The sequence below is a fragment of the Prosthecobacter fluviatilis genome (assembly GCF_055388355.1).
Map to the genome: position 1 here is coordinate 4,201,630 of NZ_AP043782.1, position 15,103 is coordinate 4,216,732.

Genomic DNA, 15,103 nt, shown 5'->3' on the forward strand with positions numbered 1-15,103 from the left:
CGTTGGTCGGAACCATTTCAGTCTTGTGGCCAGACAAGCCCGGTGGGAAGATGCTCTGCATGCGCTGGCTGCTTCCGATAGTCCTTCTCCATGGCGCCATGTCGTTGTGTGCAGATGAAGTCGTCCGCATCACCTGGAAGACGGCACATGCTGCACCACCACCTGAGTTCAGACCTCCGGCGTCAGATCTTCTGCCCATGTTTCGGCTGGCGCTGAACACGCTGCCAGAATCTGCCATCGTCGCCCTCGCTTTGTCACAGCCCTCGCTGCTCAGCCTCACGCCAGCGCAAGCTGCCAAGATGCGCCCCTTGGTGGCGGAGCGTTACACACAGATCTCCAGCTCGCCGGCATACTCCGGCGTGGAATCCGCCCTCCCGTATTGTTTTGCCGAAAAACATCCACTGGAAGGCCTCGCGCTGGTGCATGTCCCCGACGGTGCGGATGCCCGGACGCCCGTGCTGCTGTTTCTGCACGGCTACGGTGGCAGTTTTTTATGGTATCAGCATCTTCTGGCCGAGCATTTCGGCAATAGCATCATCATCTGTCCCGCCTATGGCATCAACACCTCCACCATCTCCGGCGAGTATGTGGAGGAGTGTGTCCAGGCAGTAGGCGCACGGTTGGGGCGGCCGATGCTCAAGCCGGTTTTAATGGGGCTCTCTGCAGGCGGCTTTGGTGCCTGTGACATCTACACGCGGCACCCGGAACGTTTTGACCGCCTCATCTGCATCGCGGCCTATCCGCCGGAAGACCTGCTTGAGAAGTTTCCCCGCGTTGCCAAGGCGGCGTTCATCGCAGGTGGTGAGGAGCACTTTGTGAAATCGGGAGATTTCGCCCGACGCATCGGAAAGCTGCGGCAGCTTGCCCCTCTCACACAGCAGTTCACCGTGCCGCAGGCAGATCATTTCTTCCTGCTCACCCACACGGCGCTCACGATGGCCAGGCTGCGCGAGTGGCTGCCCCGCCCCTGACATTACACCCGCAGCATGTCTTTCACCACCTGCCAGTAGAGAAAGATGCACCCGCGCCAGGAGTAGCGAAATTCACCGTTGCCCGTGGGCTCGATGACGCCGGCGGTGATGTTGTGGTCAATGAGCACGCTCATGTCACGCTCGATGTAGGCGTGCAGGTACTCGGTGTCCTGCAGTGCCAGATCTTCGAGGCGGATGCCTTCGTTTTGGAGAAATTGCTCGTGGCGCTCCAGCAGGTCGGCAAACGAACCTGCATGGGTGAAGCGGTTCAGCCGCTGCTTGGGCGAGTGCTTCATGGTGGCGGCAAACGGGTAGTTCGTCGTCGTGAAGGTGACTCCGCTTGTCGCACGTGAGGTCAGGCTGACGTAGGAAAAGCCAAACTCCCCCTGCTGTGCCAGCGCGATGGCGGCCTGCATGCGTTTTTCCGCATGGTAAAACAGGCGCATGAAGTAGTCCGTCTGGCTGAACTGCCAGCCGGTGTCCCCGACTTCGCTGAATCCGTCGTCCTCCGCCTCGCTGCTGAGTTCAGAGAGTTCCGGAAAGATTTCACGTGAAGGGGGGAAGCGGTGTTTGACCTCACTTTTGATGGGAAATCGCAGCCGCCGCACGCGGAAGACGATCTCCATCCACGGCAGCATGAACCAGGCGCCGACAAAGATGGCCCCCCCGACGTGTGTGTCAGTCAGGAAATAGCCGCTGAGGTAAGAGGCGCCGAGCAGGGAGAGCCACCCCAGCTTCTGAATGAAGCGGTTGTGGAAGGAACGGCAGGCGATGGCAAAAACGATGGCCGCCGCGACATACAAAATCTGCTGGAGAGTGGTTTCCATGAGGCCCTCGGGGGTGGAGCAAGGGGAAAGCTAAGGGAAGTCTCAGACAAAGCAACCTTGCATCCGTTCGGCCTAAGTGCCGGAAAATGAAGAGGCCGGACGCACTCCCGATGCGTCCGACCTCCGTCTCAACCTCAACCTAAAGGCTTAGAAATTGACCTGGGCCTGAATGCCGAGGTAGTCGTAGTTCACATTGTTGTAGGGAGCCACGTTGGTGTTGGTGCGCATGCCGTGCATGAACATGGCCGTGAGCTCAAGCTCCGGATAGGGGATGAAGCGCACGCCGACACCCACTTCGTTCACCTTGTCCTTGGGTGCGTTGACGGCGAATTTACGACCGCCGTTGTAGGTCTGCCAGCGGACGAAGGGGATGACTTCCTTCTGGCTGGCAAACACGTGGCGGTAGTTTGCCTGGACGTAACCCCCGCTCAGGCTCGCGGAGGTGATGGTGCGCATGTCGTTGGAAAGCTGAGGCCCCTTGCCCCAGTTCCATTCTGTTTCGATGCCGAAAGGCTGCGGATACAGCACGGCGGAAATGCCGACGCGTGCGTCAGTGATGCCGCGGTTGTTGCCATTGCCGTTGTTGGGCGTCACACCGTTGATGGGCGCCGTGGTGGTGTTGAACTTCCCGGCGTAGCCCTGGATGCCGATTTCGAGGAACTGGCCGTTGTCGAACTCAAAGGGATAGGTGGCACGGGCCACCCAGTGTGGCTGGCCGTTGGTGTCCGGCTTGTTGATGCCCTGACCTGAGTAGGCTCCGAAGGCGATCATTCCATAGTCACCCGAACCGCGGAGACCCATCTTGACGAGGTTTTTGAAACGTTCACGGATCTCATAAGGTGCATACATGTAGTAGATGCCAAAGTCACGCTCGCCTTCCACAGCCGTGCTGATGGCTTCAGGGCGCTCCAGAGCAAGACGGTTCTGGGAGGACTGCATCGTGGCATAGCCATAAGGCACTTTGGACAGACCCATGCGCACGCGATGCTCGCGGGCGGGGTCCAGGGAGACGTCGGCGTAGTAGTCGCGTGCCTGCACCCCGCCGTTGCCATTGACGCCGCCAAACAAGTCGGCCTGGAAGTAGAGATAGACGTGGTTGGTCAGGTCACCGCTGAAAGCCAGGCGCCCACGACGGATGCCGATGCTGGACTGGTCATTGGCGAAGGGGTCATTCTGAATGTGAAGCTGGCCGCCGTCCTCGTGCATGACGGAATCTGTGCGCACCTGGAGGTAGCCCTTCATTTTCAGACGTTCATACCACTTGTCGGCCAGCAGGCCGTCCAGCTCTGCGGCGGACATGGTCGAGGGGGAGGTGTTGTCAGTGATCTTGGAAATGTCCTCGATCTGCCCGCGGGTGGTGGTGAGGGCGTTTTCGAGGTTGCCCACCTTGCTTTCGGTCTGTGACAGGCGTTTTTCCAGCGTGGTGCCTCCGGCGCGATTGAGGGCGGTTTCGAGGTTGCCGAGCTTGCTCTCTGTCTGGGCCAGGCGCTTTTCCAAGGCGGCGGTGTTGGCAGGCTGGCCTGCGGCAGGCGCCGGGGTGGTGGTGGCCGGAGCGGCAGCCGCCGCAGCTTTGTCCCTTTGCTGGTCCTCTTCGCGGGAGGCGGCCACGAGCATGTCATATTCCTCCTGGCTCAGGGTGCCTTTGGCCTTCATGATGAGAAAGAGCTTCTCCATGGCCGGGCCCGCAGTGAGAGGCAAAGTTGGAGGCAAGGCGATGGAGACGGCTGCAAAAGCAGCCAGGACACGGGAGATGCGGGAATGTTTGAGGCGCATGTGTGAGGTGTTCAGGTGAGTTCAGGGAGCTCCCCATGGCGGGTCAGACACCCCTGAGAAGCAATGTCACATGCCTGTAACCTGATTCCCCCGCGAGGTTCTTAATGTGACGCTTTCGTCACGAATGCAGGTTATTCACAGTTCAAAAGCTGCTTGAGCCTCGGCAAGGCGCTGATTATCTGTTTTGTGACGCTTTCGTCACAGTGCGCATTTTGACCGCCCGTCCCCTTCCTTCAATATCCGCCCCGTCTCCCGCGATGAACCGGCGGCGGGACCAGCACAAAGCCCTCCTATCCTACAACCTCCACATGAAGATCGTCTTCCTTACCCTTGTCACCACTCTGGCCGCCGCGCTTTCGCTTCAGGCTCAGACCACCCTGCGCATCCGTGGATCCGACACGCTCGGCGCCAAGCTCGTGCCACAACTTGCCGAGTCCTTCAAAAAGCAAGGGGGCAAAGTCAGCTTTGACATTGCCGCGGAAGGCTCCTCCACCGCATTCACCAACCTTGCCTCCGGCACCGCTGAAATCGGCATGTCCAGCCGCAAGGTGAAGGCGGACGAGCGCACCCTCTGCCGCAGCAAGGGCGTCTCTCTCACGGAATATGAAGTGGCCTGGGACATGATCTCCGTCGTCGTGAACAAGAACAACCCCGTCGCCGACCTCTCCAAAAAGCAGCTTCTGCAGATCTTTGCCGGAGACATCAAGGACTGGAGCGAAGTCGGCGGCACTCCCGGCCCTATCTCCGTCTACACCCGCAACACCTCCTCAGGCACCTACAAGGACTTCATCGGCCTGGCCATGAAAGGCCGCGAATACGGCAAAAACAGCCAGAAGATGGCTGGCAACGAGCAGATCGCCGCAGAAGTGGGCTCCAACCCGAACGGCATCGGCTACGTTGGTTACGCCTACTCTGGTGCGAAAGGCATCAAGGTCGTCTCCATCGCGGGGGCTTTCCCCAGCCCTGCGGCAGTGAAATCCTACCCGCTGTCCCGCCCTACCTTCCTCTACACCAGTGGCGAGCCCACCGGCACCACCAAGGCCTTCATCGACTTTTGCCTCAGCCCGGCCGGGGACGCCATCGTGAGCAAAGCGGGCTTCGTTCCTTTGAGCATTGCAAAGTAACTGTTGATTGACCGGTTCAGCAGTCCGGCGGAAGAGACATGCTCTCGACCGCCGGATTTTTTTGCTCCGGCGCCCACAAGACTCCCACCCCATGAACAGCCTTTCGACGCCCAGCAGACCTCCGCTGCGCAGTGTCCTGCTCAGGAGTCGCAAACGCACCATTCTCGGGCTCGATCCGCAGAAGGTGATCAAATACTTCTTCGGCAGCAACGCCAGCGTGGCCATCATCGTCCTCGTGCTCATCATGGTGTTTCTGCTGCGTGAGGGCATCGATTTTCTGCCCACCTATCAGCGCGAGCTGCAGACCTACCGCCGTGCGGGGCTGGAGTTCTGTGACATCATTGACCAGCCGCTGCAGCGGAACCAGGCTCTCTCCAGCAGTCTCCGGCAGGCGGTGGGCGCTTCCTTGGAAACCATCAGCAAAACGGCGCGCGACCGGCGCGACGCGGCGTTTTTGCTCAAGCGGCAGCTGGAGGACAAAACGGCCCGGCCTCGTGAATCGCTCACGCAAGCGCTTGAAAAGACACCCCCTGCAACAGAGCAGGTCGAAATTTTGCGCCGTGAGCTGCAGGCGGCTTCCGCCAGCGCTGCAAAAGAGCTGGATTACCCCGCGCTGTTCAGCACGGCGGAACGCGAGCAGTTGCAGCAGGAGTTTGCTGCACTCACGCCGGAGGTCCCAGACCTGCCGCCGCTGCTGCAGGCACTCGTGGCGGAGTTTGCGGCCAAAGACCGTGAGGCGCGCGCCAAGTTTGCTGCGCTGGTGACCGCCCAGGAGGAGTTTGAAGAAGCCACGGAGCCGCTGCAGGAGGTGGTGGACGAACTCAAGGCCAAAGCGTTGGAAACGAAGGAAAAGGCCGTGGAGTTTGAGGTGCTCGAGACCAACCGCTTGCGCCTCCTGGAGGCCGCCGCCAAAGAAACCGACCCGAAAGAAAAAGCCAGCCTGACCAAGGAGGCAGAGGAGTCCGTGTCCGAAGCCGTCAATTTGGGGGACAGCATCAAGGAGATCACCGCACGCACGGCTGAACTGCGCGAGCAGGTGGAAAAATACGCCGTGGTCATTGAAAAAGCGGCCACTGCGCTGCCTCAAGAAGCCGGGACCAAGGCCGCTCTGAAGCTGGTGAATGAGGTGCGGGAAAAGATTCCGGCACATGCCCGTGAGATGAGGTCTGCGGCAGCAAGGCTGGAGGGGTGGCACTGGGACAAACCGGTCTCGATTTTCAGCGTTATCGGCGCTTTCTTCTTTGGCACCCAGTGGATCACGAACAGCTCCTGGCAGGACTTCTTTGGATTTGTCCCTCTGCTCACGGGATCTCTGGTCATTGCTGCGATTGCCATTCTCATCGCGACGCCCGTCAGTGTGGTGGCCGCCATCTACACGAATCAGTTTGCCAGCGACCGGGAGAAGGAAATCATCAAGCCCATCATCGAGTTCATCCAGGCCATCCCCTCCGTCGTGCTGGGTTTCATCGGCATCTCTCTTGTCGGCAATCTCATCAAGGACGTCAGTGAATGGGGCTGGCTGCAATGGGTGCCCGGCTTTCCCATCCAGGAACGCCTCAACATGTTCAATGCCGGCTGCCTGCTCGCCTTCATGGCGGTGCCCACCATGTTCAGCCTTTCCGAAGATGCGCTGAACAACGTGCCGCGTGCTTACATCGACGCCTCCGACGCCCTCGGCGCCACCAAGCTCCAGACCGTCTTCCGCGTCATTGTGCCCGCTGGCATCTCCGGCATCCTCTCCGCCATCCTGCTCGGTCTCGGCCGCGTTGTCGGTGAGACCATGGTCGTCCTGCTCGTCGCGGGAAATCGCATCGCCATTCCTGATTTCAGCGCCGGACCCGGCGTCATTTTCCATCCGGCACACACCCTGACCGGCATCATCGCCCAAGAGCTGGGAGAAGTCTCCCGTGGCAGCTCGCACTGGCAGGCGCTCTTCATGGTCGGGATTGTGCTTTTTGCCATCTCGCTGCTCGTCAACTGGTGCGCGCGCGCCGTGGCACGCCGCTTCGAACCCCACAAGGCATGAACCCTGCCCCCACCAACGAAAACCCTTTTGCCGGAGACAGCTCCGGCATCCAGCAGCGTGAGACCGCTGCGCGCTGGGGCCTGCGCATCGGCAGCTACGTCGTCGTCCTCATCACGCTGGCGATCATGCTGCACATCTTCATCAAAGGGGCGCCTGTGGCCTTCCAGTCGAAATGGCCGTTCGTGAACACGAAGTTTCTCACCGAACTGCCCGCCACGCTGCACGTCATCGAAGACCGGCAGGGCAACCACATTGAAACAGATGTGAACGGATCTGACGCGGTCAAAAAGAAGCTGGGCGACAACTTCCGCGCAGAGAAAACCATCTCGTACTCCGGCGGGGGAATTCTGGGGCCCATCGTTGGCACCGCCCTGCTGGTGATCGTCAGCGTGGGGGTGGCGCTGTTTCTTGGCGTCGCCTGCGCCATCTACCTGAGCGAGTATGCCCGGCACGGCAAGTTTCTCGAAACGGTGCGGCTTGCCATCCTGAACCTGGCTGGCGTGCCTTCCGTGGTCTTCGGCCTGTTTGGTCTGGGGGCCTTCGTCCTGACCGCGCCGACCTTTGTCGATGTGCCCGCAGAGCGCTCCGTGTTTTCCATCCCGCTGGGCTTCACCACCCTGAGCTTTGAAGGCTGGGACACCTGCGTGCTCTCCGGTGGCTTCACGCTCGCCTTTGTCATTCTGCCCGTCATCATCACCGCCAGCGAGCAGTGCCTGCAGGCGGTGCCGCAGGGTTTCCGTGAAACCAGCATGGCGCTCGGGGCCACGCGCTGGCAGACCATCCGCTACAGCGTGCTGCCTTTTGCCACACCCGGCATTCTGACCTCCAGCATCCTCGGCATCGCCCGTGCGGCCGGTGAAACGGCCCCCATCATGTTTACCGCCGCGCTGGCGTTCAAAGACAAGCTGCCCTGGCAGAAAGACCTGCCGCCGCTCCCTGCAGACGCCTCCATCTTTGCGCACTGGGAACAGAGCGTGGAGCGCTTCCTAGGCATCTTCACTGAGTCGGTGCAGGCGCTGCCTTATCACATCTACACCCTGGCCGCGAAGATCCCGCAGAACGAGTATGCGGAGCGTGCGCAGTATGGGTCCGTTTTCGTGTTCCTTGTCCTGGTTGCCTCACTGGCCGCCAGCTCCGTGATGCTGCGCAAACGCCTGCGCGCCAAGTATCGCTGGTAACTGCTTTCTCCTTTCATGTCCGCCGATCCCACCGCCCAGTCCGCACCGCCGCCTGTCGTCCAGGTGCGGGACATGGATTTTTCCTACGGTGCCAGCAAGGCGCTGCATGACATCAATCTGAAGGTCGAGTACCACCGCGTCACCGCGCTCATCGGCCCCTCCGGCTGCGGCAAGAGCACCCTGCTGCGCTGCATCAACCGCATGAACGACCGCGTCACAGGTGCGCGCGTGACCAAGGGGGAGGTGCTCGTCAAAGGCAAAAACATTCACGACGCGGACGTCGATCTCACCCAGCTCCGCAAGCAGGTCGGCATGGTGTTCCAGAAATCGAATCCCTTCCCCAAGAGCATCTACGAAAACGTCGCCTATGGTCTCCGCATCCACGGCGAGAAAAACAAAAGCGTGCTCGATGAAGCCGTCGAACGTTCGCTGACCCACGCCGCTCTCTGGGAGGAACTCAAAGACCGCCTGCATGCGAATGCCCTGGCGCTCTCAGGCGGCCAGCAGCAGCGCCTCTGCATCGCCCGTGCCATTGCCACGGTGCCCGATGTGCTGCTGATGGACGAGCCCTGTTCCGCGCTTGATCCCATCTCGACCCTCAAGATCGAGGAGCTCATGCACCAGCTCGCGAAGGAGTTCACCGTGGTCATCGTCACCCACAACATGCAGCAGGCCGTGCGCGTCTCCGACTACACGGCCTTCCTCCACCTCGGCAAGCTGGTTGAGTTTGCGCCCACGGAGGAGCTCTTCACCAATCCGCGCGAAAAGCTCACCGAGTCTTATTTGCGCGGCACTTTCAGTTAAAAATGGCCGCCGAAACCCCAGCTCCCACCGCCGCAGAGCCGCTCATTCAGGTGGAGAAGTTCAACTATGCCTATGGTGACAACCAGGTGCTCTTTGATGTCGATCTGAACATGCGCAGCGAGGACGTGACCGCCCTCATCGGCCCCTCCGGCTGTGGCAAAAGCACCCTGCTGCGCTCCATCAACCGCATCAACGACCTGGTGGAATCCGCCCGCGTCGTCAGCGGCAAAATCAAGATCGACGGCGTGGATCTCTACGCGCCTGAGGTCGATGTCATCAGCCTGCGCCGCAACGTGGGCATGGTCTTCCAAAAGTACAATCCCTTCCCGCGCTCCATCTTTGAAAATGCGGTTTACGGCCTCCGTGTCGCCGGCGTCAAAGACCGCCACGATCTCGAAGAAGCCGCAGAGCGCAGCCTGCGCTCCGCCGCTCTCTGGGACGAAGTGAAAGACCGGCTCCACGAAGTGGCCACCGGACTCTCCGGGGGGCAGCAGCAGCGTCTGTGCATCGCCCGCGCCATCGCCCTGCAGCCGCGCATCCTCCTTATGGACGAGCCCTGCGCCGCTCTGGACCCCATCGCCACCGCGCGTATCGAGGAGCTCATCCACCAGCTCCGCGGCCAGTACACCTTCATCATCGTCACGCACAACATGGAGCAGGCCAAGCGCATCGCCGACCGCACCGCCTTCTTCTACAAAGGCCGCCTTATCGAGGAAGACGAGACGATGAACATCTTCAATCATCCCCGTGATGCCCAGACCGAGGCTTACATCACCGGCCGGCTGACGTGACGGTCCGCTCTCGTCTTGCATCCTGGGTTTGAACACACGACCGGTAGCGGCTCGGGTGTGCCATGAATCGCTTTCTTATCATCATCTCCGCTCTCCTGTGTCTCACCACCGTCGGGAGTGTGGGGCTTCTATGGCGCACGACCTTGGGCTCCATCCATGAGACAAGAGCTCCTTTTAAGTTCATGGCCGAACACGACAGGCGTGACCCCCGTTACTTCCAGGAGTTGGAAAGGCTGACCGGGCGTCTGCTAAAGGACATGGACGCGCGCGCTGAGGAAAGAAACCGCTGCACTCTCATCATTGGCTGTGCCACGGTCCTGCAAGTTCTCGTGGCCATCGTGTTAGTCAGGCGGCCACGTCAGCCCGCCCCACCCCGAAGTTGAAAAAAACGTTTCTTGCAGCACTGTGCGGAGTCATGAATCTCCGCCCCCTTGCCCTGCTGCTTCTCATTGCCAGCGCCGCCCGCGCCGGCGTGGAGGTGGATGTTGAAAAATTTGGCGAGAGTCTCGGGGGCTGGAACAAAGAGAAGCACAAGGCAGCCGAGTACAAATTTTCCGAGGTCGACTACCGCACCTACAAGCCGGAAGTCACCACTGCGCCGGATGGCGGCGTCTTCATCTCTGTGCGTGTGGACCATCTGCGCGGCATGTTTTCGTCTGACGATCACGCCAGCCTGGAGATGAGCTTCGCGCCAGACGGCACCCTGCTGTCCTCCCAGGCCGCCATCTCCATTCAGTCACGACGCATCAGCAGCGACATGTTTCGCAGTGGCGGCAAACAGGTGGCCGGAGCCGCAGGGCAGGTGGTCGGCGGCACCGTGGCCCAGGCCGCCAAGATCGGCGGGGATGTCTTTGGCAGCCTTGCCAGCAAGCTGCTGCGTGAAAACGTCACAGAGCCCGGCCGCATCGCCTACCCGGCCGCGCTGCGCCACAATTACAATCTCCTTTATCAGTGCGTGAAATACGTGAAGGATCCGCCCAAGGCCCTCGTCGTGGAGGGAGATCCCCTTCGCCCCAAGCCTCCGGAACCCAAGACCGCGCCTGAAAACATGTTCAACCTGAACACCTTTGGCGAGGCTCCCAAGGAAAGGGACAAGGAGAAAAAGGAAGAGCCCAAAAAAGACGCCGCTGCGGAAACGCCCAAATCATGAGCCGGATGCAGCTGCTCATCGACGTCGGCAACGGGCGCACCAAATTTGGCCTCGCCACAGATCAGGAAATTCTGGAACGCCGCGAACACCCCACGCGCGAGCTTTCGCCCGCCGCCGTGCGTGAGGTGGTCAAAGGCTGGCAGTTTGAAAACGCCGTCATCTGCAGCGTCGTGCCTAAAGTCGTCCCCGCCTTCCGCGAAGTCTTTGGCAGCACCCTCATCGAGCTGCGCCATGACGCTCCTCTCGGCATTGGCATCCGCTACCCCAAGCCTGAGAGCATCGGTGCTGACCGCCTTGCCAACGCCGTTGCCCTTGCCCACATGCACGGTGCCCCCGGCATCGTCATCGACTTCGGTACCGCCGTGACCTTTGACATTCTCTCGGCCGACAAGTTTTACATCGGCGGCGTGATCGCGCCGGGGTTGCGGCTGATGACGGACTACCTGCACGAGCGCACCGCCCTTCTTCCCAGCGTGGATCTGCGCGAGCCCACCACCGCCATCGGCCAGTCCACGGAGGGGGCTATCCTCGCCGGTGCTGCCATTGGCTACCGCGGCATGGTGAAAGGCATCTTGGAGGCTCTCAAAAAGGAGCTCGGCGGCTCAGACATCCGCATCGTCGCCACGGGTGGCGATGCCGAATGGATCATTTCCGGCATGGGCGAAGACATCGCTACCGACCCGGATTTGACCTTGCACGGACTGCGTTTGGTGGGCAATCTCCGCGCCCCGCTCTGAAGGCGGGGCTTTATGGCTGAAACTGACAAAACTTCCATCGGCATCGACTTTGGCGGCACTTCCGTGAAACTCGGTGTGTGCCGTGGCGATGAACTTCTCATCACCGACGAGCCCATCCCCACCGCACAGTTCCACGGGCCTGCTGCGCTCATAGGAGAAATGGCGGCACGTGTGGCGAAACTCCAAAAGACCTATCCCGCCATCTGCGCCATCGGCGTGGGTGTTCCCGGCCTCGTGGATTTCGATCATGGCTTTGTGCATGAGCTGACGAACGTCCCCGGCTGGAAGCATGTGCCGCTCAAGGCCATCCTCGGTGAAAAGACCGGCCTGCCTGTGCTGGTGGAAAATGACGCCAATGCCATGACCTATGCGGAGTTTCGCCATGGTGCGGCGCGCGGCCTGAAAAACGTCATTGGCATGACCCTTGGCACCGGCATCGGCGGCGGGCTGGTGCTGGACGGCAAGATGTTCCGCGGCAGCGGCTTCGTGGCCGGAGAGATCGGTCAGATGAGCATCGACTACAACGGCAAGGCCGGCCACTACGGCAACCTGGGCGCGCTGGAAAAGTACACCGGCAACCAGCAGATCGCCGAGCATGCCGTGCTGCGCTACTCCGAGGCGGGCATCGAGAAAGACATCGCTGACTGCACGCCGAAGAAGATCGCAGACGCCGCGCAGGCCGGAGATGACATCGCGCGTCAGATTTGGGCCGAGGTGGCCGACTGGCTTGGCACCGCCATTTCCAGCATCGCCTGGCTGCTCAATCCGGACGCTTTCGTGATCGGCGGCGGCGTGGCCCAGGCCGGAGACCTGATTTTTAACCCGCTCAAGAACAAGGTGCAGAGCATGCTCAGCACCGTGGTCTGGGAGCGCCTGCAGATCCTGCCCGCACGGTTTAGCAACGAGGCCGGCATCATCGGCAACGCCGCCCTGGCAGCAGACGCGGTCTGATCCCAGCGGCGTCTGAACGAAAAAAGGCCCGGCTCTTTCGGAGCCGGGCCTTTTTTGTAATTCACTGAAGACTACTTTTTCTTTCCTTTGGGCTGCGGCTTGGGCTCCCAGTCTTCCACCTTGATGATGGCTTCCAGGTCCTTCTTTGCGTCGATGTCTTCCGGCAGGATTTTGAACTTGGTCAGGTAACGCAGCGCCTTGGTCACCTGAAGGATTTCGTTCTTCTTGGATTCGATCTTGCCGGGGGGCACCTCTTTCATGGCGCTGGCGAAATCGCGCACGGCTGCGGTGGCAAATTCACGCGCCTCGGCATTGTCCGCATAGCAGAGGGACTCAAAGAAGTGCAGCATCTTTTCGATGCCATCGAGCTTGGCCGCAGATTCGCGGATGCCTTTGGCGATTTCCTCGCGCTTGGCAGTTGTGGCAGCTTCGCTCATGTGGCTGGCTTCACCGCCGTCGATGGCGCGCTTGGGCAGCGGGCGGTACCAGATGTTGCGGTAGCGCACGGGGTTGCCGTGGTCCTGCAGCTTGAGGGGGCCCTTGTCCGGGAAGGCTTTCGGGGAGGAGCGCTTCATGTGGCCGCCGCCGCCTTCGAGGGGGGTGTGGTCCTGCGTGAGCACACCGTTCACGAAGACGGTGATGTAGCCGGGATCAACCTCCTTGCCGTCTTTGAAAATGGGGCGGCGGAAGACGATGTCGTAGGTCTGCCATTCCCCGGGAGCGCGCAGCGGATTCACCATGGGCGGATTGATGCCGTAGATGGATGACGCCATGCCATCGGGGTAGCTGGGGTTGTTGTAATTATCCAGAACCTGGACCTCCACCTGGCCCATGAGGAAGACGCCGCTGTTGCCCCGGCCCTGGCTGTTGCCTTCGACCTTGGAGGGGGCGCTCCACTCAATGTGGAGCTGGCAGTCGGAGAATTCCTGCTTGGTGCGCACATAGCCACTGCCCGGCACGCATTGCAGCACGCCGTCTTTGACTTCCCATTTGGTGGGTTCAGCCGGAGTCTTGTCAGCCTGCCATTTTTCGATTTCCTCGGGCTTCCCGCCGAAGAGGATGATGGCATCCGAGGGCGGGGTGCCCGGCTTGTCCTGGGTGCTGAAAGTGCCCGGCTCCACGCGAGTGGGCTGAGGCCGGTTCATGTCATGGATGGCCCAAGGGTGGGTGGCGTCAGGCGGATCGCCGTAGAACGCGCCGTCTGCAAATACGGCGGTGGTGAGCAGGGGCAGAGCGAGAATGTGAAGCGTGGTACGTTTCATGGTGGTGGAGAGAGGTAGATGGAAAGAGGAGGGGAGCAAATGAGGATTCGCAAAGGTCTCATCTCACCCAGATTTGGAGCTCGGAGGCATCCATCTCTGCCTCCCAGGCTTTGAGTTTGGCTTTTAAGTCGGCGTGGCGGTTGACGTTCGGAGTGGCGATGCCCGTGCTGGAGAGGAGGCAAAAAAGAAGGTGCGCATGGCCGTCATAAAACGACGGCAGCAGGCGCACCTTCCAAAGGACGGGCTGTTCAGAGGAACGATCAGCCGTTGGGGAGCAGGCGCTCCCAGAGGATGTCGTTCATCAAAACGTTGGTGATGAATTCGCGGCTGCCCTCCGCCGGGGCGAGCGGGGCGGGTGTCGCAGCGGGCACCACGATGTCGAGCACGAGGCCCTTGGCGCTGCGCTGCGAGGTGATGCGGCCACCCAGGTGATAAGCCAGGAAGAAGGCTCCCATGAGGGTGAGTCCGGGGCCTTCTGTGCTGGCGTCTGCGTGGGTGAAGAAGGGATCAAACACGGAGCGAAGCACGTCGCCTGCCAGGCCGGGTCCGGTGTCAGTCAGTGTCAGGTGCAGACCGCCGGCATCTGCGGCGCCGGTCGCAGCCTTGGCGGCGAGTGTGACGTGCGTGCCGGAGGCAAGCAGGGAGAGCTCCGTCTGCAGCAGCAGGTGCAGCATTTTTTCAAAGGCAGGGCGGCTGGCCTGGACTGCGGGAAGAGCGCCGTCAGCCTCAAATTTCAGCTCGATGCCCTTGGCGGTGAAGGCTGAGCGCTGCTGATCCAGCAAGGACTGGATGACATTGGCGGCATCCATTTTGTGCTCTGCGCCGGCGGCAGACTGGAGCTCTCCCAGCAGGTCCGCGATGCGTGAGGCCTGGCGCACCACATGGGCGTGGAAGTCACGCCAGAAGGTGGCCTGCCGCAGGCGGTCCAGGTCGAAGTTCTGCTGGCCCAGCCTTCCGGTCATGTCCAAGAAGGCATGCACGGCACGCAGTGGCTGGTTCAGGTGCTGGGTGAGCCCGGCGGCGACGACGCCCAGGCTCATCACCCGGTCAGTGATGAGGAGGTTCTGCAGCACGGAGAGTTTTTCCTGCAGCAGGCCGTCGCGCTCCTGCTGGAGGATGTAGAACTCCATGGCGCGGTGCAGGGTGTTGCGCACATCGTCCATCTGGATGGGCTTGGAGATGTAGCGGAAGATGCTGCCGAGGTTGACCGCATCGACGGTGACATCGTAGTCGGCATAGGCGGTGACCATCATGCGCACAAGGCGGGGGCGGAGCTGGCGTGCGCGCTCGAGGAGCTGAACGCCTTTTTCCCCGGGCATGCGCTGGTCGGAGAGCAGCACGCCAATGTCTTCACCGTGCTGCTCGATGAGCTTGAGGCCGTCAGCGGCGTTGTTGGCGGTGAGGATGCGGAATTCGTCCCCGAAGGTCTTTTCGAAATACTTCAACGCCTTCTCTTCATCATCAACATAGAGAACGGCATAGCGTTTGAGGTCGTATTGGTTTTGCATA

13 protein-coding genes are annotated in these 15,103 nt (G+C 61.0%); 9 read left to right on the plus strand and 4 right to left on the minus strand.

Annotated features, from left to right (window positions below):
• The first annotated feature begins 59 nt into the window (after positions 1–59).
• Positions 60–971, plus strand: a complete 912-nt coding sequence (locus tag ACZ5WW_RS16495) for an alpha/beta fold hydrolase (RefSeq protein WP_464694162.1) — start codon at positions 60–62, stop codon at positions 969–971.
• Positions 972–973: 2 nt separating this feature from the next.
• Here the strand turns inward: ACZ5WW_RS16495 and ACZ5WW_RS16500 are convergent, their stop codons facing one another.
• Both ACZ5WW_RS16500 and ACZ5WW_RS16505 read right to left on the minus strand, forming a co-directional pair.
• Entirely contained in the window at positions 974–1,798 is an 825-nt protein-coding gene (locus ACZ5WW_RS16500; RefSeq protein WP_377166275.1) for a hypothetical protein, read from the minus strand.
• Positions 1,799–1,945: 147 nt separating this feature from the next.
• On the minus strand, positions 1,946–3,571 hold the full coding sequence (locus tag ACZ5WW_RS16505; protein ID WP_377166273.1) for a porin: 1,626 nt from the start codon (positions 3,569–3,571) through the stop codon (positions 1,946–1,948).
• Positions 3,572–3,879: 308 nt separating this feature from the next.
• On the opposite strand from ACZ5WW_RS16505, the gene ACZ5WW_RS16510 reads away from it, so the two are divergent.
• From ACZ5WW_RS16510 to ACZ5WW_RS16545, 8 genes are all read left to right on the plus strand, one after another.
• Entirely contained in the window at positions 3,880–4,695 is an 816-nt protein-coding gene (locus ACZ5WW_RS16510) for a PstS family phosphate ABC transporter substrate-binding protein (protein WP_377166271.1), read from the plus strand.
• 91 nt (positions 4,696–4,786) lie between these two features.
• A complete protein-coding gene (gene pstC, locus ACZ5WW_RS16515; RefSeq protein ID WP_377166269.1) occupies positions 4,787–6,721 on the plus strand; it encodes a phosphate ABC transporter permease subunit PstC in 1,935 nt (644 codons plus the stop codon).
• Positions 6,718–7,899, plus strand: a complete 1,182-nt coding sequence (pstA, locus tag ACZ5WW_RS16520; RefSeq protein WP_377166267.1) for a phosphate ABC transporter permease PstA — start codon at positions 6,718–6,720, stop codon at positions 7,897–7,899. Before pstC ends, pstA begins: the two co-directional genes overlap by 4 nt.
• Positions 7,900–7,914: 15 nt before the next feature.
• The gene (gene pstB / locus ACZ5WW_RS16525; protein ID WP_377166265.1) at positions 7,915–8,703 is read left to right on the plus strand and encodes a phosphate ABC transporter ATP-binding protein PstB; all 789 of its coding nucleotides are present in this window, start codon (positions 7,915–7,917) and stop codon (positions 8,701–8,703) included.
• Positions 8,704–8,705: 2 nt separating this feature from the next.
• Complete coding sequence (gene pstB / locus ACZ5WW_RS16530) at positions 8,706–9,494, plus strand: phosphate ABC transporter ATP-binding protein PstB (protein ID WP_377166263.1); 789 nt, start codon at positions 8,706–8,708, stop codon at positions 9,492–9,494.
• 415 nt (positions 9,495–9,909) lie between these two features.
• Positions 9,910–10,644: a hypothetical protein gene (locus ACZ5WW_RS16535; protein ID WP_377166261.1), complete on the plus strand. Its 735-nt coding sequence runs from the start codon at positions 9,910–9,912 to the stop codon at positions 10,642–10,644.
• Positions 10,641–11,381, plus strand: coding sequence for a type III pantothenate kinase (locus ACZ5WW_RS16540; protein ID WP_377166259.1), 741 nt, complete (start codon positions 10,641–10,643; stop codon positions 11,379–11,381). Before ACZ5WW_RS16535 ends, ACZ5WW_RS16540 begins: the two co-directional genes overlap by 4 nt.
• Positions 11,382–11,393: 12 nt before the next feature.
• Positions 11,394–12,332: an ROK family protein gene (locus ACZ5WW_RS16545; RefSeq protein ID WP_377166257.1), complete on the plus strand. Its 939-nt coding sequence runs from the start codon at positions 11,394–11,396 to the stop codon at positions 12,330–12,332.
• Between the two features lie 71 nt (positions 12,333–12,403).
• Here ACZ5WW_RS16545 and ACZ5WW_RS16550 read toward each other — a convergent pair whose 3' ends face one another.
• Entirely contained in the window at positions 12,404–13,594 is a 1,191-nt protein-coding gene (locus tag ACZ5WW_RS16550; protein WP_377166255.1) for a 3-keto-disaccharide hydrolase, read from the minus strand.
• A 260-nt stretch (positions 13,595–13,854) separates the two neighbouring features.
• The gene (locus ACZ5WW_RS16555; protein WP_377166253.1) at positions 13,855–15,102 is read right to left on the minus strand and encodes a response regulator; all 1,248 of its coding nucleotides are present in this window, start codon (positions 15,100–15,102) and stop codon (positions 13,855–13,857) included.
• Between the last annotated feature and the right edge of the window lies 1 nt (position 15,103).

Bases quoted from the DNA above. Each gene is read 5' to 3' on its own strand.
- ACZ5WW_RS16555 (WP_377166253.1), bottom strand. From the start codon at position 15,102: ATGCAAAACCAATACGACCTCAAACGCTATGCCGTTCTCTATGTTGAT.
- pstB (WP_377166265.1), top strand. From the start codon at position 7,915: ATGTCCGCCGATCCCACCGCCCAGTCCGCACCGCCGCCTGTCGTCCAG.
- ACZ5WW_RS16495 (WP_464694162.1), top strand. From the start codon at position 60: ATGCGCTGGCTGCTTCCGATAGTCCTTCTCCATGGCGCCATGTCGTTG.
- ACZ5WW_RS16505 (WP_377166273.1), bottom strand. From the start codon at position 3,571: ATGCGCCTCAAACATTCCCGCATCTCCCGTGTCCTGGCTGCTTTTGCA.
- pstC (WP_377166269.1), top strand. From the start codon at position 4,787: ATGAACAGCCTTTCGACGCCCAGCAGACCTCCGCTGCGCAGTGTCCTG.
- pstA (WP_377166267.1), top strand. From the start codon at position 6,718: ATGAACCCTGCCCCCACCAACGAAAACCCTTTTGCCGGAGACAGCTCC.
- ACZ5WW_RS16500 (WP_377166275.1), bottom strand. From the start codon at position 1,798: ATGGAAACCACTCTCCAGCAGATTTTGTATGTCGCGGCGGCCATCGTT.
- ACZ5WW_RS16550 (WP_377166255.1), bottom strand. From the start codon at position 13,594: ATGAAACGTACCACGCTTCACATTCTCGCTCTGCCCCTGCTCACCACC.
- ACZ5WW_RS16540 (WP_377166259.1), top strand. From the start codon at position 10,641: ATGAGCCGGATGCAGCTGCTCATCGACGTCGGCAACGGGCGCACCAAA.
- ACZ5WW_RS16535 (WP_377166261.1), top strand. From the start codon at position 9,910: ATGAATCTCCGCCCCCTTGCCCTGCTGCTTCTCATTGCCAGCGCCGCC.
- ACZ5WW_RS16510 (WP_377166271.1), top strand. From the start codon at position 3,880: ATGAAGATCGTCTTCCTTACCCTTGTCACCACTCTGGCCGCCGCGCTT.
- pstB (WP_377166263.1), top strand. From the start codon at position 8,706: ATGGCCGCCGAAACCCCAGCTCCCACCGCCGCAGAGCCGCTCATTCAG.
- ACZ5WW_RS16545 (WP_377166257.1), top strand. From the start codon at position 11,394: ATGGCTGAAACTGACAAAACTTCCATCGGCATCGACTTTGGCGGCACT.